Origin of the sequence: Halorubrum lipolyticum DSM 21995 (assembly GCF_000337375.1) — an archaeon.
Lineage (GTDB): Archaea > Halobacteriota > Halobacteria > Halobacteriales > Haloferacaceae > Halorubrum > Halorubrum lipolyticum.
Genome location: NZ_AOJG01000002.1, coordinates 39,894 through 60,996, shown reverse-complemented (window position 1 = coordinate 60,996; position 21,103 = coordinate 39,894). Strand labels below are relative to the sequence as shown.

General features: G+C 67.7%; 16 protein-coding genes. 10 read left to right on the top strand and 6 right to left on the bottom strand.

Annotation, left to right across the window (positions count from 1 at the left end; genetic code table 11):
* The first annotated feature begins 731 nt into the window (after nucleotides 1-731).
* Nucleotides 732-1,292 carry a TATA-box-binding protein gene (locus tag C469_RS01055; RefSeq protein ID WP_004046033.1) on the top strand — a complete coding sequence of 187 codons (561 nt, stop codon included), beginning with the start codon at nucleotides 732-734 and terminating at the stop codon, nucleotides 1,290-1,292.
* A 117-nt stretch (nucleotides 1,293-1,409) separates the two neighbouring features.
* Here the strand turns inward: C469_RS01055 and C469_RS01050 are convergent, their stop codons facing one another.
* The 3 genes from C469_RS01050 to C469_RS01040 all read right to left on the bottom strand — a co-directional run bounded on the left by C469_RS01050 (nucleotide 1,410) and on the right by C469_RS01040 (nucleotide 7,067).
* The gene (locus C469_RS01050) at nucleotides 1,410-2,612 is read right to left on the bottom strand and encodes a Cdc6/Cdc18 family protein (RefSeq protein ID WP_008003052.1); all 1,203 of its coding nucleotides are present in this window, start codon (nucleotides 2,610-2,612) and stop codon (nucleotides 1,410-1,412) included.
* 886 nt (nucleotides 2,613-3,498) lie between these two features.
* Complete coding sequence (locus C469_RS01045; RefSeq protein ID WP_008003051.1) at nucleotides 3,499-5,751, bottom strand: NADP-dependent malic enzyme; 2,253 nt, start codon at nucleotides 5,749-5,751, stop codon at nucleotides 3,499-3,501.
* A 164-nt stretch (nucleotides 5,752-5,915) separates the two neighbouring features.
* A complete protein-coding gene (locus tag C469_RS01040; protein ID WP_008003049.1) occupies nucleotides 5,916-7,067 on the bottom strand; it encodes a DUF7544 domain-containing protein in 1,152 nt (383 codons plus the stop codon).
* Between the two features lie 132 nt (nucleotides 7,068-7,199).
* Between C469_RS01040 and C469_RS01035 the strand changes: the two genes are divergently transcribed.
* Nucleotides 7,200-8,030, top strand: coding sequence for a DUF7117 family protein (locus tag C469_RS01035; protein ID WP_008003047.1), 831 nt, complete (start codon nucleotides 7,200-7,202; stop codon nucleotides 8,028-8,030).
* A 70-nt stretch (nucleotides 8,031-8,100) separates the two neighbouring features.
* A complete protein-coding gene (locus C469_RS01030; protein ID WP_008003046.1) occupies nucleotides 8,101-8,328 on the top strand; it encodes a DUF7385 family protein in 228 nt (75 codons plus the stop codon).
* 107 nt (nucleotides 8,329-8,435) lie between these two features.
* Here the strand turns inward: C469_RS01030 and C469_RS01025 are convergent, their stop codons facing one another.
* On the bottom strand, nucleotides 8,436-10,154 hold the full coding sequence (locus C469_RS01025; RefSeq protein WP_008003044.1) for an MATE family efflux transporter: 1,719 nt from the start codon (nucleotides 10,152-10,154) through the stop codon (nucleotides 8,436-8,438).
* An 80-nt stretch (nucleotides 10,155-10,234) separates the two neighbouring features.
* The gene (locus C469_RS01020) at nucleotides 10,235-11,356 is read right to left on the bottom strand and encodes a mechanosensitive ion channel domain-containing protein (protein ID WP_049910888.1); all 1,122 of its coding nucleotides are present in this window, start codon (nucleotides 11,354-11,356) and stop codon (nucleotides 10,235-10,237) included.
* A 173-nt stretch (nucleotides 11,357-11,529) separates the two neighbouring features.
* On the opposite strand from C469_RS01020, the gene C469_RS01015 reads away from it, so the two are divergent.
* The 5 genes from C469_RS01015 (at nucleotide 11,530) to C469_RS00995 (ending at nucleotide 17,267) form a co-directional block, all read left to right on the top strand.
* Nucleotides 11,530-12,270 carry a proteasome assembly chaperone family protein gene (locus tag C469_RS01015; protein ID WP_008003042.1) on the top strand — a complete coding sequence of 247 codons (741 nt, stop codon included), beginning with the start codon at nucleotides 11,530-11,532 and terminating at the stop codon, nucleotides 12,268-12,270.
* 73 nt (nucleotides 12,271-12,343) lie between these two features.
* Nucleotides 12,344-13,396 (top strand): HTH-type sugar sensing transcriptional regulator TrmB, encoded by a 1,053-nt coding sequence (gene trmB, locus C469_RS01010; protein ID WP_008003041.1) that lies wholly within the window; start codon nucleotides 12,344-12,346, stop codon nucleotides 13,394-13,396.
* Between the two features lie 77 nt (nucleotides 13,397-13,473).
* Nucleotides 13,474-14,442, top strand: a complete 969-nt coding sequence (locus C469_RS01005; protein WP_008003040.1) for an aldo/keto reductase — start codon at nucleotides 13,474-13,476, stop codon at nucleotides 14,440-14,442.
* Nucleotides 14,443-14,542: 100 nt separating this feature from the next.
* The gene (locus C469_RS01000; RefSeq protein WP_008003039.1) at nucleotides 14,543-15,265 is read left to right on the top strand and encodes a hypothetical protein; all 723 of its coding nucleotides are present in this window, start codon (nucleotides 14,543-14,545) and stop codon (nucleotides 15,263-15,265) included.
* Between the two features lie 61 nt (nucleotides 15,266-15,326).
* Nucleotides 15,327-17,267 (top strand): DEAD/DEAH box helicase, encoded by a 1,941-nt coding sequence (locus tag C469_RS00995; protein WP_008003038.1) that lies wholly within the window; start codon nucleotides 15,327-15,329, stop codon nucleotides 17,265-17,267.
* Between the two features lie 25 nt (nucleotides 17,268-17,292).
* On the opposite strand, the gene C469_RS00990 is transcribed toward C469_RS00995, so the two are convergent.
* Nucleotides 17,293-18,057 carry a sugar phosphate isomerase/epimerase family protein gene (locus C469_RS00990; RefSeq protein ID WP_008003037.1) on the bottom strand — a complete coding sequence of 255 codons (765 nt, stop codon included), beginning with the start codon at nucleotides 18,055-18,057 and terminating at the stop codon, nucleotides 17,293-17,295.
* A gap of 130 nt (nucleotides 18,058-18,187) precedes the next feature.
* Between C469_RS00990 and C469_RS00985 the strand changes: the two genes are divergently transcribed.
* Both C469_RS00985 and C469_RS00980 read left to right on the top strand, forming a co-directional pair.
* On the top strand, nucleotides 18,188-19,930 hold the full coding sequence (locus tag C469_RS00985; protein ID WP_008003036.1) for a thiamine pyrophosphate-binding protein: 1,743 nt from the start codon (nucleotides 18,188-18,190) through the stop codon (nucleotides 19,928-19,930).
* 98 nt (nucleotides 19,931-20,028) lie between these two features.
* On the top strand, nucleotides 20,029-21,099 hold the full coding sequence (locus C469_RS00980; protein WP_008003035.1) for a Gfo/Idh/MocA family protein: 1,071 nt from the start codon (nucleotides 20,029-20,031) through the stop codon (nucleotides 21,097-21,099).
* Nucleotides 21,100-21,103: the final 4 nt, after the last annotated feature.

Sequence of the window (21,103 nt, the reverse complement as noted above, 5' to 3'; positions counted from 1 at the left end):
CTCTGAGCCTGATTCCCGGCTCAGAGGGGTGTTGGCGGGTTTTGACTTGCGATAAGTCAAAACACCATTGCATGGTCTATGTGGTGTCCGGTTCACCCAGCGACCTGGATGACACCGAACTACCACGGCTCACATCAGATTTCCTCTTACGCCGGAGCGCAGGGGGCGAAATCCTCATTCGGATGAGTCGGATAAACCGACTCTGCGAAACCGGGACGAGTTGAACGTCCCGAGTCCGCGGTGCGTTCTTCGCGTTTCAACCGAACGGGCTTATACACTTAAGCACGTCGGAACGCTTCGACCGGCCGCGGTGCGGCCGACCGTTGTCCCCCGCGCCGGGGGACCTTCGCATTCAACACGAATGCCGGGTTGTATTTAACCCCGTCGAACCATCGGCGCCACGTCATGCGTTTTCATTGAGATCGGTTCGCACGAGGGGATCAAATTACCGGTGTGCGAAACGGGTGAGATATCGATCCAGGCCACTCAACGAACGACCCATAAACACCGTGAATTACCAGATATTTGTTATATTTTCGCCAATACTGACGCGGGTGTCAAGCCGGGAACCGAGCCGCCTCATCGATCTCGACCGCGAAGCGATACGACACTGATGGCAGGAGAGACGTGCGTGCGTAAAGTGACTGTCGTGCAGCGCAGCGGTCGACGACCGAGCGGTCGTTTATACCACAGGCGTTTATAAGGGAGGGGGACACATATAAAAGCGAACGATGACGAACCCTGCAGATTCGATCGAGATCCAGAACGTAGTTGCATCGACGGGGATCGGCCAAGAGCTCGATTTGGAGGCGCTGGCTGAGGACCTTCCGGGGGCAGATTTTAACCCCGATAATTTCCCGGGTCTCGTTTACCGGACCCAAGAACCGAAGGCGGCCGCGCTCATCTTCCGGTCAGGGAAGATCGTCTGTACGGGTGCGAAAAGTATCGATGACGTCCACGAGGCGCTCGGGATCATCTTCGAGAAGCTCCGCGGGCTGCAAATTCCGGTCGAGGACGATCCGGAGATAACCGTTCAGAACATCGTCTCGAGCGCCGACCTCGGACACAACCTCAACCTCAACGCGCTCGCGATCGGTCTCGGGCTCGAAGACGTCGAGTACGAACCGGAGCAGTTCCCCGGTCTCGTGTACCGGATGGACGAACCGGAAGTCGTGATTCTCTTATTCGGGAGCGGGAAGATCGTCATCACCGGTGGGAAACGAACCGACGACGCCGAAGAAGCCGTCGAGGAGATCGTCGAACGGATCGAAGGGCTCGGTCTACTGGGCTAGCGGGAGACGATCGGATCGAGATCGGATCGCTTCCAAACGACGGACGACGGACCGCAAGCGGTCGAACCTGAAACCGAGCCGCGTGTGTTCGGTGTACGTCGGCACTGTTTTACGGCGCTACTGTGAGGCGTCTTCCGTCAGCACTTCTTTGACGACACTCGGATCCTCCAACAGCTGGTGTTTCGTGTAGCTTCCCTCTGCACTTCCTCCGCTGTGTTTTGATTGTTCGATAATGTCGAGGAAGGCGTGTTCCTTGAGGAGATCGCGGACCCGACGCAGCGAGAGGCTGTCGGAGCCCTCTTGCCGGCAGATGTTCTCGTAGATTTCGTACACGCGGCTGGTTCGGAACCCGTCCTGACGGCCGCTCGAAAGCGAGAGCAGCGCGAGCGCCTGGAGGACGTAGCGAGAGTGTGGCGTCGACCCGCGGATGAGTTCGCGAAATCGGTCGGTCTCCGCGCGCTCGCGTGCCTGCGTGACGAACTCCTCTCTAACGGTCGGCTCACCGTTACTCTGTGCAATCTCGCCCGCGTACCGGAGGATGTCGATCGCTTTACGCGCGTCTCCGTGTTCGCGCGCGGCGAGCGCCGCGGCGCGCGGGATCGTCGACGGTTCGAGGACCTCGTCGTGAAACGCGTCCGCGCGCGCTTGCATGATTTCACGGAGTTGATTGGCGTCGTATGGGGGAAACACGAACTCACGCTCACAGAGGCTCGATTTGACTCGCTCGTCCATGCGGTCTTTGTACTGGATCTTGTTGCTGATCCCTACAACACCGAGCTTGCAATCGGTGATTTTGCCGGCCTCGCCGGCTCGCGACAGCTGCATCAAAATTGCGTCGTCGTCGAGTTTGTCGATCTCGTCGAGGATAATGAGGACGACGTCGTACCGCTGATCGAGGATCCGCCAGAGCCGTTTGTAGTACGTCGAGGTCGAGAGGCCCTTATCGGGGACGTTGATCCCGGTGGCGTCCGGATCGTTGACCGCGTCGGCGATGGTCTGAACGGCCTGTGTCTCTGTCGTGTCTTGCGCGCAGTCGACGTACGCGAACGTCGCGTTGACGCCTTCCTCACCCGCCGTCGAGACGAGCCGCTTGGAGACGTACTTCGCGCAGAGCGACTTCCCGGTCCCGGTCTTTCCGTAGATCAGCACGTTACTCGGACTCTGCCCGAAGATCGCCGGGTTGACCGCCGTCGCGAGATCGGCGATCTCGTCGTCGCGGCCGACGATCCGGCCCTCACCGGGGAGGTGGCTGATCTCGAGGAGTTCCTTGTTCGCGAAGATCGGGTCCTCCCTAGTGAAGAGGTCGTCCGCTGCGTCCATGGGATCGACACCGGGTTTCCGGTGAAATGCGTTCCGCTTCGCCCGTGATGAAGGTGGAGTTGAGAGACACACCGGGTTTCCGGTGAAATGGGGGTAGGTGGGGGTGGGGGACGGTGGGTGTGTGGGTGGTCCGGTACGAGTATATAAAACAGGTATCTAACAGGTGACTAATCTGCGCCACTTCGTATACGTCGGATGAAATTCAAGCGGTTTGATTCACCGGAAACCCGGTGTCACCGATCTATCTAACTGGTTAATTCTCACCAACAAGGCGGAGCGAGAGAGCACAGGTGGAACTCTGGTGGGTGACACGGAAGATCAGGCAGGACAAGCAAGAACGTATCGAACTAAAGAGGATGGGTTTGGGCGAGAAAATGGGTTTGGGCGAGAAAGAGGGTTAAGGTACCTGTGTAAGTCCAGATCTACACACGCTACGGAACGAAACGAGAGACCGGATTTCCGGTGAAATTCCGATTTCCGGTGAAACCAGTAGCCTTCGGCACAAACAGTTCTACTATTTCTTGGCTTGATGGATTGTACTCAAAACACATTTATAATTCTTTTTATTTCATAAAGCGTTTTGAGACACTTCGTTCGAGCTCGGTGACTCGAATTTCCCGGCACAACTGCCCGCCACTACCCACCCACCCCCAACGACCCCTATTTCACCGGAAACACGGTGTGTCTCTCAAACGACTTTCCTCTACTGAGCCAGTTTGTCACCATATCGATCGCCTGATCGCCGTCACAAGGAAGGATCGTCGTCACAAGGAACGTAAACCGCAACCGCGAGAGAACACAAACCGCAAGAAATCGACCGCGAACCCGAAGTACCTGCAGGGCCGTGAGCACCGAACTCCGCTACGATCCTCAACGACACCTACGTTTACTTCTGCGCGTCGACAACGGCCACGCTGGCCAGGTTGACGATGTCTTTGACCTCGTCACCCCGCTGAATCACGTGGACCGGCTCGTCCATCCCGACGAGCATCGGCCCGATCGCCTCCGCCCCTCCGAGCCGCTGGAGCAGCTTGTAGCCGATGTTCCCGGCTTCGAGATTGGGAAACACGAGTACGTTCGCGGCCTCGTCAAGCTCCGAGAACTCGTAGGTGTCGTTGAGGATCTCGTCGACGACGGCCGTGTCGGCCTGCATCTCACCGTCCACGGGGAAATCGACCTCCTCGTCATCGTGGAGTATTTCGACCGCCTCACGGGGTTTTCGGGTCCCCGTATTATCGACGCTCCCGAAGTTGGAGTACGAGAGCATCGCTGCGCGAGGCTCGACATTAAATCGGCGGGCGAGTTCCGCGGTGTGACGGGTGATCTCCGCGAGCGTCTCCGCGTCGGGGTCCTGGTTCACCGTTGTGTCTGCACAGAAGACGACCCGATTTTTGAACGTGAGCATGTACACGCCGGCGACGGTGTCTGTGTCCGCCGCGGAACCGATGACCTGAAGCGGCGGCCGGAGCGCAGACGGGTAATGGTGCGTCAGCCCCGTGAGCATCGCGTCGACGTCTCCCGACTTCACCATGACGCTCCCGAGGTAGTTTGTGTCCCGGCGAACCAGCTCGTTCGCCTCGCGACTGGTGATGCCCTTTCGCTTCCGGAGCTGGTAGAGCTGATCGCCGTACGCGGACACGTCGCGCGCGTCGGGATCCACAATTTCCGGACGGAAGGAGAGGCCGAGTCGATCGGCGGTTCGAGCAATCTCGTCGGCGTCGCCGAGGAGCACGGGGTCCGCGATCCCCTGCTCGGAGAGCTGGTAGGCCGCGCGGATCATTTTCTCGTCGGTCCCTTCGGCCAACGCGATACGCTTCGGGTCGCTCTTCGCCTTGTTCAACACGACGCGCATCATCTCGCGGGACTTACCCAGCCGCGCCTCCAGCTGCTCTCGGTACTGCTCGAGATCGATCTCGGTCCGTGCGCAACCCGACTCCATCGCCGCCTTCGCGACGCTCGGGGCGACCTCGAAGAGCACGCGCGGGTCGAGGGGCTTCGGGATCACGTAGTCGGGCCCGAACTGAAGCGGATCGTCGCCGTACGCCTTCACCACCGCGTCCGGCACGTCCTTGCGAGCCAGCTCCGCGAGCGCCTCCGCGGCCGCCCGCTTCATCTCCTCGTTGATCTCCGTCGCGCGCACGTCGAGCGCACCGCGGAACAGGAACGGGAACCCGAGCACGTTGTTCACCATGTTCGGGTAGTCGGACCGGCCCGTCGCCATGATCACCGTGTCGTCGCGGGCGTCCTTCGCGTCCTCGTAGGTGATCTCCGGATCGGGGTTCGCCATCGCGAAGATGATCGGGTCCGCCGCCATCGACTGAACCATCTCCTGCGAGACGATTCCGCCGACCGAGAGGCCGACGAACACGTCTGCGCCCTCCATCGCGTCGGCGAGATCGCCGCCCGGCCCCTCGCTAGCGAACTGACTCTTGTACTCGTTGACGTCGCCGTTCGCGACGCGATCCTCGGTGATGATGCCGGAGGAATCGCACATGGTGATGTTCTCCTTGCGCGCGCCGAGTTCGACGTAGAATCGAGCGGTGGCGATCGCGGACGCGCCGGCCCCCGAGAACACGATATCGATCTCGGAGAGGTCCTTCCCGGAAATCTCCGTCGCGTTCATCAGCGCCGCGCCGGAGATGATCGCGGTCCCGTGCTGGTCGTCGTGGAACACGGGGACGTCCATCTCCTCGCGGAGCCGCTCCTCGATCTTGAAACACTCGGGCGCCTTGATGTCCTCGAGGTTCACGCCGCCGAAGGTCGGTTCCATCGCCTTCACCGCCTCGCAGAACGGGTCGACCTCGTCGATGTCGAGCTCGATGTCAAACACGTCGATGTCGGCGAAGCGCTTGAACAGCACGCCTTTCCCCTCCATGACGGGCTTCGACGCCGACGCGCCGATGTCACCGAGCCCGAGCACGGCGGAGCCGTTCGAGACGACCGCGACGAGGTTCCCCTTCGCCGTGTACTCGAACACCGACTCCGGATCCGCTGCGATGTCTCGACACGGCGCCGCGACTCCCGGGGAGTACGCGAGCGAGAGGTCTCGCTGCGTGTTCGTCGGCTTGGTCGTCTCGATCTCGATTTTTCCCGGCGGCTCCCGCCGGTGGTACTCTCTCGCGTCGTCGTCCAGTCCCATGTCTCCCCCAATTCGGTAACGGAGTAAAAAGGTATGTGAACCCGTCGAATAATAGTTCGACATTCGACGATCCTCAGGGTGGCCCTCAGCGGCGATTCTCGGCAGCGATCCTCGGCAGCGATTCTTAATGGGGATCCTCGACGACGATTCCCCCCCAAACCGAATCAGTTGCGGTCGACGGAGGCCGGATCGTCGTCGTCGTCGGGCCCCGGATCGGGATCAGCGGACCCCGGATCGATATCCGGATGGAACAGCAACAGTTCCGGGTCGATCCCGCCGAGCGTGGCGGCCTCGTACGCGATCTGGTACGTTCTCGTGACGACGCTGACGGGGAGCGTTAGCGCCACCAGCGCCAGTACGGCGATGACCACGACGGTCGCGACGGTCGCGACTCCGGCGGTCGTGCTCACCAACGCACCGAGACCGCCGAGGGCAACGGCCGCGAGCAGAAGCACGCTCCCGGAGACCACGGTCACTGCCGAGCCGACGAGCACGAACGCGATCCCCTCGACGATCGCGGTTCCAAGGCCGACGAAAAAGTGAACCGCGAGGTAGACGACCAGTTCCGGCCACGCTCCGCGTACCGCGCGCCAGACCCGCTGCCAGCCGGCGAGCACGCCGGTCCCCTCGACCACCATCGCGGGGACGACGAGCTCGTAGGTGAACCGGAGCGCGAGCGTCGCGAACAGGACGACGACGGCCCCGAGGAGGCCGACGGCGATCGCGGGACCGATCGAGAGCGACCCCACCGCCGCCGCGAACGAGTCAATCGGCTCCCACCCGATCGGCGTCTCTGCCGCGGCGGCCACGAGCACGGCCAACGCGATCGGGCCGGCGGCGAACGACCAGAGGACCGTGGAAGCGACGAACAGTCCGACCGACTGCCGGAGCCGTCCAAGGAACGGCCGCCACAGCCGGACCTCGTTCGTCCGAAGCGCGTCGTAAAAGACCAACCGAAGCGACAGCGAGACCACCGAGAGCCCGACGATCACAACGACTGCGGCGATCGCGGCGACCGCGACGGCGGCGACCTGCCAGTCGATCGGCACACCAGCAGAGAGATCCGATATCACGGCGTCCGACGCCTCGGCGACGGATTCAGTCCCCGTGCCGGTGCCCCAACTTCCGGAGAATCCCGAAACCCCGCCGACCCGGGCGTCGGGAGCCGCGGAGACCGAGGCGCCGGCGTTCGCGCCGCCGCCCATCAGGAGGACGAGGAGAGCGAGTTTCGCCCAGCGAACGAGACCGAACGGGAACAGGAACCGGCGAGTAGCCTCGACGGCGTCGTCCACGGCCTCGACGGCGTGCCAGCTCATATCCCCGATTCACCGGGAACGCATATATAATGTGACGGGCGCAAGAGAGCCTCCCCAGTCCGACCGGATCGGCTGCCCGGTCGGCCAGCCGCGACCACAGCCCTTTACGCCGAACGCGCCGAAGTGGATCGCATGAAGGTCCGCGGCGAACGGGAGTGCCGGGAGTGCGGCGCGCGCTGGTCGTACTACGAGACGGGGTCCGTCGAGTGTCCCGACTGCGGAGGCCTCAGGAGCGTCGGCGTCGACGACAGGACCGCTCACACCGACGCCCCGGCGACCCTCGACCTCAGCGCGCACCGCGCCCGGTTCGGCGACGCGCGCGGGACGCTCCCCGAGGAGGGCGTCGACGACCTCAAGACCGACCTCCGCGCGTACGCCCGCAAGCGGGGGTTCATTCGCGGCGGCGAACTGCTTCCGCTGGACGACACCTACCTCGCCGCCCGCGAACTGCTGGAGGCGGTCGACATCTACGACCGATTACGCGACCCGACCGACCGCGACCGGGAGTACCTCCTCGCGCTGCTCGCCGGCGCCGACGACGGCGACCGACCGGCGACCGAAGCCGTCCCCGATCCGCTCCGCGAGGCGCGCGGGATGGCCGCCGTCCGCGCGGTGGGCGAGTACCGGACCGACCTCCTCGCGTTCCTCGACGAGCTCGCCGGCACGGAGGGGGTTGAGGGAGCGAACGAGGGCGAAGAGGGCGTTGACGCCGACGCGTCCGGACGCAGCGTCTCCGTCGCCGGTACCGAGCCCCGCTCGCGGATCGATCCCGTTCGCGCGCTCCTCGAACGCCTCCGCGACCGCACGAAACGCGTCGAGGCGCTCACGGGCGACGTGCCGCCGGAAGACGCCGACGCGCTCGTCGACGCCGCTGACGCTCTCGGCGAGTACGTCAGAACCGGCGACGAGACCGCCCTCGACCGCGCTCGCGCTCGGCTCGCGGACGATCCGGACCGGCAGTAGTCTCCCGGACGGAATCACCGCTGATACTCGCGGGGTCACCTTCAACTGTCGACCCGCGGACCCTCGACGCATGCCGCGTTTCGACGTGCACGACCACCGTCACGCGCTGAAACAGCTCAAGGACACGGGCGCGACGAGCCTCTGGGAGAACCGGAAGGACCTCGCCTGTCCGGTGTGTGACGCCCCGTTCGACCGGCTGTTCACCACGCGAGAGACGGGGGCCACGTTCCCGGAGAACGACGGCGCGCGCTTCTGTCTCCTCCGCGACGAGGACGCGATCCACCTGTTCCGTCACTGATTCTCCTCCCGCTTCGCCCGATTCCACTCACGGCCTCCCGCTCCCGACCCCTGACTCGATTCCACTCACGGCCTCCCGCTCCCGACCCCTGACTCCCGCTCCCGACCTCAGTCGTCGCCCGCGGGGTCGATATCCGGCGCCGGGTCGTCGATGTACCGCTCCGTCCACGTCCCGCGCGCGAACCACGCGACGGCGACGGTCGCGCCCAGGATGTTCCCGAGCGCCATCCCGACCCAGATCCCCGTCTCGCCCCACCCGGCGATGAAGACGAGATAGCCCACGCTGGCGACCCGTCCGACCCAGAGGGTGAGGATCGAGATCACCATGGCGGTCTTCGTGTTGCCGGCCCCCCGGAACGCGCCGAGGATGACCTGCGAGACCCCGATGAACGCGAACTCGACGGATCGGATCCGCACGTACTCGACCGCGTACCCGACGGTCGCGGGCGCGTCGGGCACGTCGCCGAGGAAGGCGCCGACGATCGGCTCCGTGAACGTGACGGCGACGACCGCGACGAGGAACATCACTCCGGCACCGGTCGAGGCCGCGAGCTTGACCGAGCGCGCGGCGCGGTCCGCCCGGTTCGCCCCGAGGTTCTGCCCGACCATCGTGTCTATCGCGCGCCCGAGCCCCATCGCGGGGAGGAAGACGAGCGAGATCAGCCGGTTGCCGAGGCCGTAGGCCGCGACGACCGGCGGCGAGAACGTGACGATCATCGCGGTGAGGGTGATCATCGCCAGCGCGCTCGTCGTCTGCTCGACGCTGGAGGGGAGCCCGAGCCGGAAGATGTCCTCGATGAACCCGAGGTCCGGTGCGAGGTGACTCACCGAGACCGCGGGACCGAGCGCCGTGGCGAACAGCAGCCAGAGTCCGATCGCGGTGGCGACCCCTCGCGAGAAGATCGTCGCCATCGCGGCCCCCTCTATCCCGTAGCCGGTGAATCCGGTGGCCGAAAGCAACGCGGCCTCTACCCCGACGGGATCGAGCGCCGCGACGAGCGGCACCGCCGCCAGCCACTCGAACAGCGGATTCGCCGAGAACCCGAAGATGAGGAAGGGGTCGAGCAGCACGTTCAGGAACACCGAGACGATCATCACCGCCATCGGCGTCCGGGTGTCGCCGTACCCGCGCATCAGCGCGGAGAACACGAAGAAGCCGAACATCAGCGGGATGCCGGCGAAGATGACCTCCATGTAGTCGGCCGCCAGCGGGATCACCGTCGCTGCCGTGTCGGGGTCGCTCGGAAGGATCTCGAGCGCCGGCCGCGTGTAGAAGTACCCGCCGACCCCGATGAGTACCGAGAGCACGGCGACGCTGAAGATGGTCTGGCCGGCGACGAGTCCCGCGGACCGGTCCCCGTCGGCGCCGGTGTACTGCGCCACGAGGATAGCGCCCGCGGTCGTGAAACCGCCGGCGACCGCGATAAGCAGGAAGATCAGGGGGAACGCGAGGCTGATCGCGCCGACCGCCTCGGCCGACAGCCGCCCGAGGTACAGCGTGTCGACGACGTTGTACATCACCTGTAACAGCTGGATGACGACGATCGGCCACGCGAGGTGGAACAGCGGCCGGATCAGGCTCCCCTCGGTGATCGACTCCTCCGAGACCCGGTCGTCGGAGCCATCGCCGGAACCGCGGCTGCGGGTATCGCCGGAACCGCCGCCGGCGCCGTCGTCCTCGTCGCTACTGGGCGTTCCGTCGATCGGTCTGTCGTCGTCACCCGTGTCGTCGTCACCCGTATCGCCGTCACCGGCGCCGTCGTCGGGATCGGCGCCGCCGAACTCCGAAGGCGACGCCGGCGGGTCTTCGGAGGGCTCGTCGCTCACTGACTTATAAGCGGGCGCCTCGGTCTATCAGGCTTCCGGTTCCTTGGGAGCGCCCCACAGGGCGTGTCAGACTGGAACAGTCACCGCTCGCCGTCGGACTCGGTGCCGGCCGGGTCACCGGCGCCGCCGGCGTCAATGTCGTCCGCTCCTGTCGGTGAGCCGGCTTCGCTCGGCGTCGCGTCCGCGGTCTCGCTTTCCTCGTTTCCGTCCGTTCGTCCCCCGCCTCTTCCCCGCCCCTCCGGGTCGGGCTTGTCGCCGGCCCGTTCTCCCTCGGGTCGACCGTCCTCCGGACCGCCGACGCGCGCGATCCCGGAGGTGTCGTCGAAGACGAGGTGGCGGTGCGGGTACGCCATCTCCACGTCGGCGTCCGTGAGCCGCTCGCGGATCTGGGTGTTCACGTCGGATTGAACCTTCGCGAGCTTATACGGCTTCTTCACCCAGTACCGGAGGCGGAGGAGAATGCCGTCGTCCCCGAACTCGTGGAGCCGGCAGTCCGGGCTGGCGGTGTAGCGCGCGACGCCGACCCGGATGTCCGGGCCGCCGTCGATCACCGCGTCGCAGTCCCGCGCCGCGCGCTCGATGAGCCGCCGCGCCTCGGAGATGTCGCTCTCGTACGTGACGAGCACCTCGATCGTCCGGCGGGTCCGCTCGTCCTCGGCGGAGTAGTTGGTCACGTCGCGCTCGCGCATCGCGCCGTTCGGCACGACGAGAAACGTGTTGTCGAGCGTGAATATCTTCGTGTACCGGATCGTGATGTCCTCGACGAACCCCGTCGTCCCGTTCTCCAACTCGATCATGTCGCCGATCTCGAACGGCTGGTCCGCGAGGATGAACACGCCGTTGATGAAGTTCCCGACGAGCGGCGCGAGGATGATCCCGATCACGGCGGAGAAGACGGCGGTCCCCACGAGCAGGTCGGTAAAGCGGAATCCGGTCGCCCAGAGACCGACGAGCAGCGAGAGCGTGACCGTCCCGACGCGGACCCCTCTGACGATCGTCTGCGCGACGCTCTGTCTCGACACGCGGCGCGCGACGGGGCGACCGATGAGGCGCACGAGGAACTTCGAGGCGAGGACGCCGGCCGCGACCGAGAGAATCACGAACAGCACCCGTCCGACGGCGGAGCCCGCGAACGCGCCGAACGCGTCCGCGAGCCGCGTGAGCCGCCCCCCGATCGAGGCGAGGACCTCGGGCCGTACCATAGCGAACCCGCCGTCGCCCACCCGAAAAAGCGTTTCTCCCGGCGGCCGAGAGCGCGCCGTCGTCCCAAGTGACCGAGAGCGCGCCGTTTCCCCCCTCTCGACGTATTCGATCCCCGGAGCTGCGAGCCGCCCTCTTGGGCAACCACTAACACCCGTCCCGGCGAAGCGGGCGTATGCCCGAACTCCCACGCGACCGCCCGTCTTTCAGCGTCACACACGACTCCGACCCGAGCGACGTGCTCATTGCGGGATTCTCGTCGTTCGGGCTCGCCGGGCTGACCGCGGTCGACTACCTCGTCAAGAACCTCGACCTCGAGCAGACGGGGCACGTCCGGCCCGAGGGACTCCCGTCGATCACGCCGTTCGAGAAGGGGCGACCGCGGCGCCCGATCCGCCTGTACTCGGACGAGGACCTCGACGTCACCGTGCTCGTGGCCGAACAGTTCGTCCCGCCCGTCCTCGGCGAGCGACTCGCGACGGCGGTCCTCGACTGGACCGAGTCGGCGGGCGTCTCGGAGATCGCGGTCCTCTCGGGAGTCCCGATTCCGCACGGGCCGGACGCGCACCGGACCTTTCACGTCGCGACGGAGGACTACCACGAGCGGCGCCTCGACGACGAGCGGGTCCCGCCGATGGAGTCGGGGTTCCTCGACGGGACGAACGGGTCCCTGCTCGAACGGGGGATCGACTCGCCGCTCGGCGTCGGGGTGTTCGTCACGCCCGTCCACGCGCAGGCGCCCGACGCCGACGCCGCGGTGCGGCTCGTGGACACGATCGACGAGACGTACGAGTTGGGCGTCGACTCCGAGCCGCTCGCCTCGTTCGCCGACGACGTCCGCCGCCACTACGAGGACCTCGCCGAGCGGATCGAGGAGCGCGAGCCGGACGGGACCTACGACCGGATGTACATGTAGGACGCGGCTCTGAAAACGCGTGCTACTCGACCCATAGTAAAAACCTATATCGGAGGGCCGCCTCGTCACGTCCATGACCGACGACCTCCGCGGCACGCTCGATCGCGTCGGGGACCGATTCAACCTCGGCGAGTACGAGATCGACGCGTACCTGGCCGTCCTGGAACACGGCGAGCTGACGGCGAGCGACATCGCCGACCGGACCGACATCCCGCAGCCCCGCGTGTACGACACGGTCCGGAGCCTCTCGGACCGGGGTCTCGTCGAGCTCCGCGAGTCGCGACCGATGAAGATCGTCGCCGTCGACCCCGAGGACGCGTTCGGCGACCTCCGGTCGTCGTTCGCGGAGATGGTCGACGAGCTGGAGGCTCGCTACACCGCGCCCACCCGCGAGACCGAGGCGGTGTCGCTGGTGAAGTCGCGGTCGACGATCCTCCGGTACCTCGAGGAGGTGATCGCCGGCGCCGAGTACGAGCTGGCCCTCTCGCTCACGCCGGGGCTGCTCCGCCGCTTCCGCGACGAGCTCGCCGCGAAGGTACAGGAGGGCGTCAGCGTCGAGCTCCTCGTCACGCCGGCGTCCCGGGCGCCGAATCCCGAGGAGTTCGACTACCTGGAGGTCGCGACCATCGCCCGCGCGCGCCGGGGGATCACCACGCCGATCCTCGCCGTCGGCGACGGCGAGTACTCCGTGTACGCCACGCAGGACGCGCTCCGCGACGACCGCGAGCGGTACGGCGTCATCTTCAACCGGTCCGCGCTCGGGTTCCTCGTCTCCGGCTTCTTCGGCACCGTGCTGTGGACGACCGCCGAGACGCTCGCCGCGGACGGGGCCGCCCGGCCGTTCCCGCGCCGTTACGCCTCGATCCGCCGCGCGGTCAAGGACGTCCGCGAGTTCGGAGACGAGGAGTTCTACGCGACCGTCGAGGGGCGCGACATCGAGACGGGCGACGCGGTGACCGTGCGGGGACGCGTCGTCGACCTCGCGTTCGAGGACACCGAGGAGGTGGCGTCGCTCACCGTCGAGACCGAGACCGGCCGGGTCGACATCGGCGGTCGCGTGGCCGCCCTCGAAGACGTCGAGGGACAGGAGATCGTCATCGGCCGCGACGAGCCGCCGGCGCTGTAGGCGACTCGCGCCCCTTGGGTCGCTCTCGACGAGCCGCTCGCGCCGTGATTTTTAACCCCCGAGGCCGCCCGATACGTATGGAGTACACGACGCTGGGCGACACGGGCGCGACGGTGAGCCGGCTCGCGCTCGGCTGCATGAGCTTCGGGAGCGAACACGAGTGGATGCTCGACGAGGAAGAGGGCAGGGAGCTGATCGAGCGCGCCATCGATCTGGGGATCACGTTCTTCGACACCGCGAACGTCTACTCGAACGGGGAGAGCGAGGAGATCCTCGGCGACGTGCTCGGCGAGTACGACCGCGACCGGTTCACCGTCGCCACCAAGGTGTACGGCGAGATGGACGAGTCGAACCCGAACTCGGGCGGGCTCTCGCGGAAGGCGATCGAACAGGAGTTGGAGAACAGCCTCGACCGGCTCGGCATGGAGACGATCGACCTGTATCAGATCCACCGGTGGGACGACGACACGCCGATCGAGGAGACGCTGGCCGCCCTCGACGACGCGGTGCGACGCGGCAAGGTGCGGTATCTCGGCGCCTCCTCGATGTGGGCCCACCAGTTCGCCGAGGCCCTCCACACCAGCGAGCGAGAGGGGTACGAGCGGTTCGTCACCATGCAGAACCTCTACAACCTCGCGTACCGCGAGGAGGAGCGCGAGATGGTCCCGCTCTGTCAGAAGGAGGGGATCGGGATGGTCCCGTGGAGTCCCGTCGGCGCCGGCTACCTCGCGCGCCCCTACGAGCAGGACGACGCGACGACCCGCGGGGAGCACGAGACGGCGCTCGGACGCCCGTATCGCGAGGGGGGCGGCGAGGAGATCAACCGTCGGATCGAGGAGTTGGCCGAGGAAAAGGGCGTGAAGATGGCCCAGATCGCGCTCCGATGGGTGGCCGGCAAGGAGGTCGTCGACGCTCCCATCGTCGGCACCTCCAGCGTCGAGCACCTCGAGGACGCCGTCGAGGCGCTCGACGTCGACCTCTCGGACTCCGACGTCGAGTGGGTAGAGGAGCCGTACGAGCCGGTCCGCGTCTCCGGCCACGAGTAGCGCGCGACCGCCGTCACTCGCCCAGTCACCCCCGGGACCGCGCGACCGCACCCCTGTGTCGCCGTAACACACTTAAGACCCCGCTCTATACTCACACTCAGTGGCTTCCCGACAGGGCGGGCCGGGGGACGCCGAGTCACCCCGCCCCGGATCGACGGAGCGTCGGACCGCGTCCACGACCGCCCCGGCGGGGGCTCGCCGGCGGGCGTCGGCGAGATCGGATCCCCTCCCGCACGGCCCCGACTCCGGTCCCTCCCGAGGCCGGTCATCGACGGCGGGGAAGCACTCGTCGGCCGGCCGAACCGCCGAGGATCCCCCCGTCCGCGATCCCGGGCTCTACGCCCTCACTGATCACTTCCGCGAGCGGCTGGAACAGCCCGGCCGATACGTCTCGACTCGGACCGTCAGCGAGGCGATTCGACGGGGCCAGCTCCGCTGGAACCGGACCGACGGCTGGCGGTTCGCCCTCGTCGACGGCGGGATACGGTTCGTCGTCGTCGTGAGCGACACCGAGACGAACTCCCCGGTCGTCGTCACCGGGTGGACCGAGGTGGCCGACCGCGAGTCGGCCCTCGACGCCCCGCGCTGGGACCCGGTCGACGTCGACACCATCGCCGTGCGGACGGCGCTGAGCGAGTCCGCCTCGACGCCGATTCCCGATCGGATCCGCCCCCGAACCGTGACGCGCCCGTTCGTCGTCGGCGACCACCGGCTCGAAACCGAGCCCGGCGAACCGTTCGTCCGCTGTACGGCCTGCGGCTGCCGGTTCCGCTCGAAGGACGCGATCACCGGGCGCGGCTGTCACGGTCGCTCCGGTCGCTGAGGCCCCGACACCCGCGAGTCCGGACGCTACCCATTTCACCCTCGCGACCGAATCGGAGGTAATGACCGACGATTCCGGCGACCTTCCCGGCGGCGACGACACCGGTCCCGCCGCCGGCGACGACTCCGGTGGGGGTCCCGATTCTCCGGACGACACCGCCGGCGAAGAGCTCTCGCTCGACCGCTTCCACGAGGCGTTAGAGGCGGAGGAGCGACCGGTCGCCACCGCGAGCGAGGTCGCGCGCCGACTCGGGTCCACGCAGGCGGCCGCGCGCGACGCCCTCGCCGCGCTCGTCGACCGCGGCGACGTGGACCGGCTCGACGTGGAGAGCGACCCCGTCGTCTTCTACCCGACCGACTGGGGACGGCTGGCGACCCGCGAGCGCGTCGTCGCGTTCCCGGACCGCCGGGAGATCGTGGTCGACCGTCCGACGCAGTTCACCCGCGCCCGGCTCTCGCAGTTCGCGCACCTCGTCGACACCACCGGCACCGAACCCGGCACGCGCGGGTACCTCTACCGGATCAGACAGGAGGACGTGTGGGCCGCGCCGTTCGAGGACGCCGACGGCCTCATCGCGAGCCTCCGCTCGGTGCTCCCCCGGCGGTTCGACCACCTCGAGGAGTGGGTCCGCGACCAGTGGCGCCGCGCGCACCGCTTCCGGTTATACACCCACGAGGACGGCTACGTCGTCCTCCGAGCCGCCTCCGAGAGCCTGATGGGCAACGTCGCGGACCAGCACCTCGACGACGACCACCTCCGTGCGCCCATCTCCGAGACCGAGGCGTGGGTCAACGAGGACGCCGTCGCCGCGGTCAAGCGCGCCCTCTACGACGCCGGCTACCCGGTCGAGGACGACCGCGACCTCGACGTGGGCGACCCGGTCGACGTCGACCTGACGACCGACCTCCGGCCGTATCAGGAGACGTGGGTCGAGACGTTCCTCGACGCGCGCTCCGGGGTGTACGTCGGCCCGCCCGGCTCCGGTAAGACCGTCGCCGCCATCGCGACCATCGCGGCGGTCGGCGGCGAGACGCTGATTCTGGTTCCCTCCCGCGAGCTCGCCGGCCAGTGGCGCGAGGAGCTGCTCGAGCACTCCACGATCGATCCGGCCGACATCGGGCTGTACCACGGCGGACAGAAGGAGATCCGGCCGGTCACGATCGCGACCTACCAGATCGCCGGAATGGACCGCCACCGGGCCCTGTTCGACTCCCGGAAGTGGGGGTTGATCTGCTTCGACGAGGCCCATCACATCACAGCCCCAATATTTTCACAATCTGCAGAGTTGCAAGCAAAGCACCGCCTCGGCCTCTCGGCCACGCCGGTCCGCGAGACCGGCAGCGAGGAGGAGATATACACCCTGATCGGGCGGCCGATCGGCGCGGACTGGGACGCCCTCTTCGAGGCCGGCTTCGTCCAGGAGCCGGAAGTCGAGATCCGGTACGTCCCGTGGCGCGACGAGATGGCCCGCAACGAGTACGCCAGCGCCGACGGGCGGGAGCGGCGCCGGCTCGCGGCCGAGAACCCCGCGAAGATCGAGGAGATCCGGTACCTGCTGGCCGCCCACCGCGACAAGAAGGCGCTCGTGTTCATCGAGTACCTCGACCAGGGCGAGGCGATCGCCGACGCGCTCGGCGTCCCGTTTATAAGCGGCGAGACGCCGCACCGCGATCGGAGGGAGTTCTTCCGGCGGTTCCGCGAGGATGGAGACGGACCCTCCGCCGACCGCGACCGCGACGACGTCGACACCCTCGTCGTCTCTCGCGTCGGCGACGAGGGGATCGACCTCCCCAACGCCGAGCTCGCGATCGTCGCCAGCGGGCTCGGCGGCTCGCGCAGACAGGGGTCTCAGCGCGCGGGCCGCACCATGCGACCGGCCGGCTCCGCGCTCGTGTACGTCCTCGCGACTCGCGGGTCGAGCGAGGAGGAGTTCGCCCAGCGGCAGATGCGACACCTCGCGCGCAAGGGGATCCGGGTGCGGGAGACGAACGTCGCGGAGTAGCGGGGAGGTGACGATCAGTCCCGAATCACTCCAGCGCGTCCCGCAGCACCTTCGCCCCCTGCTCGACCGACGCGATCGGGTCCGCGGGGTCGTCGTGCTCGTAGACGAGCCACTCGCAGTCGGCGTTCCGCGCGCTCGCGACGACCGCGTCGAGGTCCACGTCGCCCTCGCCGAGCGCGACCGACTCGCCGCGGTCGACGTCGGCGTCGGCGGCGTGGACGTGCGTGACCCGGTCGGTGCGTCGGTCGATCAGCGCGGCGGGGTCCGACCCGCCGACGAGCGCCCACCCCGCGTCGATCTCGAACCCGACGCGGTCGTCGGTTCGGTCGATCAGCCGCTCTAACGCGGGCGCGTCGCCGACGGTCGCGAACTCCTGATCGTGGTTGTGGTACGCGAGCCGGACGCCCGCCGCGTCGAGAGCGGCCGCGATGTCGTCGAGCCGCGCCGCGGCCGCGTCGACCGCGGCCGCGCTCTCGAAGTGTTCCGCGTCGAGCCACGGGACGACGAGCGTGTCGACGCCGAGCCGGTCGTAGAAGTCGACGGTCTCGTCGAACTCGTCTTCCAACGCCTCGGCCGGAGCGTCTTCCAGCGCCTCGATCGGGACGTGCGCGGACGCGGCGTCCAGGTCGTTCCGCTCGAGGGCGGCGAGCACGTCCTCGACCGGCGACTCGCGGACCCGATAGGCGAACTCCACCCCGTCGTAGCCGGCCTCCCCCACGCGGTCGAGGAGCTCCGGGAGCGAGGCGTCGAGCGAGCGTAGCGTGTACAGCTGAACCGCGATGTCGACCATGTCCGGTCTCTCTCGGCCAGCGACGTATCGGTTCGGGTGTCTCGCGGTCGCGACGGTGGCGTCCGCTCCGAGGGCGCCCCGAATCCCGCGCCGTCGAAGGTTTCAACATCCGGTCCGTCGACCTCGCGGTATGGACACCGACGAGTCCCCGACCGGCACGGATCCGGGCGCGGTCGACGCTCCGACCGTCGCCGAGGCCGTCGTCGACTGCATGCTCGACCGCGGGATCGACGTCGCCTTCGGGATTCCCGGCAAGCAGACCCTCCCGCTGAACCGGGCGCTCGGAGAGCGAGACGCCCGCTTCGTCGTCGCGCGCCACGAGACGGCCGTGACCCACCAGGCGTGGGGGTACGCGGAGACGAGCGACCCCGGCGCGATGGCGGCGTCGATCGTCGTCCCCGGTCCCGGCGACATGAACGCGATGAACGGGCTGAAAAACGCCCTGAACGACTGCGTCCCCCTCCTCCACCTCGCGGTCGAGACCGAGCGGGAGGTCCGCGGCGGCGACGGCATCCACGAGACGCCGCCCGAGACGTACGACACGGTCGTCAAGGAGAACGTCCTCGTCGACTCGCCGGCCGGGGCGGTCCCAGCCGTCGCAGAGGCGATCCGGGTCGCCCGCGAGCACCCGCAGGGTCCGGTCCGCGTCGGGATCCCGAAGGACGTGCTCGCGAGCCGCACGCCACAGCCGGCGATCGGGGAGCGCGAGCCGGCGGCCCCGCCCGCTCCGCCCGCGGAGGCGATCGACCGCGCGACCGGTCTGCTCACCGAGGCCGACGCGCCGGTGATCCTCGCGGGCGGCGGCGTCCGGCGCGCGGGCGCGAGCGACTCGCTCCGGGCGGTCGCGGAGCGCCTCGACGCCCCGGTCGTCACGACGTACAAGGGGAAGGGGACGCTCCCCGAGACGCATCCCCTCTCCGCGGGCGTGCTCTGTGGCGGGTCGAGCGCGGAGCTCCGCGAACTCCTCGCCGACGCCGAGGTCGGTCTCGTCGTCGGCTCCGACCTCGACGCGGTCGCGACCGCCTCGTGGTCGGTGTCGCTGCCCGAGACGTTGGTCCACGTCACGCTCGACGGCGACGACATCGGGTTCGGCTACGAGGCCGACCTCGGGATCGTCGCGGACGCCGATCGGTTCCTCCGCGCGCTCGGGGACCGGCTCGGGGACGAGGGGGAGGCGGTGTCGGCGGACGAGCCGTCGGAATCGTCCCCTCGCTCGACCGGCCCCGAACGGGCCGACGCGGTTCGGTCCGCGGACCGGGAGCGATTCGCCGCGCTCGCCGCCGAGCGCGATCCCGGCGACGCGCTCAGCTCCGTCGAAGCCCTCCGAGAGGTTCGCGAGGCGCTCCCGTCGGAGGCCGTCGTCACCGCCGACGCGGGCGGGTCCCGCCAGTGGGCCCTCGTCTCGTTCCCCGCGGCCGGCCCCGCGCGGTACGTGAACCCCGGGTCGTGGGCGACGATGGGGACCGCGCTCCCGTCGGCGATCGGCGCCCGACTCGCGAACCCCGACCGCGACGCGGTGGCGCTCACCGGCGACGGCGGGCTCATGATGTGCGTCCACGAGCTGCACACGCTGGCCGCGGAGGGGATCGACGTGACCGTCGTCGCGTTCACCAACGACGACTACGCGATCATCAGCGAGGCGGCGTCGCGGACGTACGACCTCCCGGGAGGCGCGTACGGCTGGGCGGAGACCGGGATCGACCTCGTCGCCGTCGCCGAGGGGATGGGCGTCCGCGCCGATCGGGTGACCGAACGGGACGGGATCGGCGACGCGCTCGCGTCGGCGCTGGCTCACGACGGGCCCGCCCTGATCGAGATCGCCACCGACCCGGACGAACCCCAGGCGAGCGAGTGGATGACGCGGGATCAGTGAGAACGAGAAGGAATCGGCGATGAGACGTCGATTCGCGCCGGTATCGCGCTCACGAATCGGAGCGTGAACCTTAACAACTTTCGTTGTGAATTCCGTCCATGACTCACGCGAACGACGTGGCCGTCGGCATCGTCGGTCTCGGCGGAATCGGTCACCACCACGCGAGCAAGCTCGTCGACCGCGGCGCCACCCTCGTCGGCGGGATGGACATCGACGCGGACGCGCGCCGGCGATTCCACGAGGAGTTCGACGTTCACGCCTACGAGGACGAGTCAGAACTCTACGAGGACTGCGACGCCGTCCTGATCACAACGCCCAACCGGTTCCACGAGGAGTACGCCGTCTCGGCGCTCGAAGCGGGGCTCGACGTGCTCTTGGAGAAGCCGCTGGCGCACACCGTCGAGAGCGCGGAGCGCATCGCCGAGGCCGCCCGCGACGCCGAGGGGTTCTGTATGGTCGGATTCAACAACCGCTTCGCGGAGCCGGTGCAGGTGCTCAAAGGGTATCAGGCCGAGGGCCGGTTCGGCGAGACGACCCACGTCGAGGCCAACTACGTCCGCCGACGCGGCGTCCCCGGTCGCGGTTCGTGGTTCACGTCAAACGACGTTGCCGGCGGCGGCGCGCTCATCGACATCGGGGTCCACGCCATCGACCTCGCGCTATACTTCCTCGGTCACCCCGAGGTCGTCGAGGTGTCGGGCGAGACGCGCTCGGAGTTCGGGAGCCGCGACGACTACGCGTTCGTCCACATGTGGGGCGAGGACAACGGGGCCGACGGGTTCGACGTCGAGGACTCCGCGTCGGCGTTCATCCGCGACGCCGACGGCAACACCGTCTCGCTGGAGGTCGCGTGGGCGACGAACCGCCCGACCAACGACGAGTTCATTATCCGCGGGACGGAGGCGGGCGCGACGTTCGACCGCGGCAGCGACGAGCTCACGCTCCACGAGGCGGCCGCCTTCGACGACGACCACCACCACTTCTCGGACGCCGAGATCGAGACGCGGGAGACCGACAGCCACGCCGCCGAGCAGGCGACGTTCCTCGACGCGGTCGCCGCGGGCGAGGCGCCCGACATCAACACGATCGAGGAGGCGCTGTCCGTCCAGCGCGTCATCGACGCGATCTACCGGTCCTCGGAGCGCGGCGAGGCGGTTCGGCTGGACTGATCGG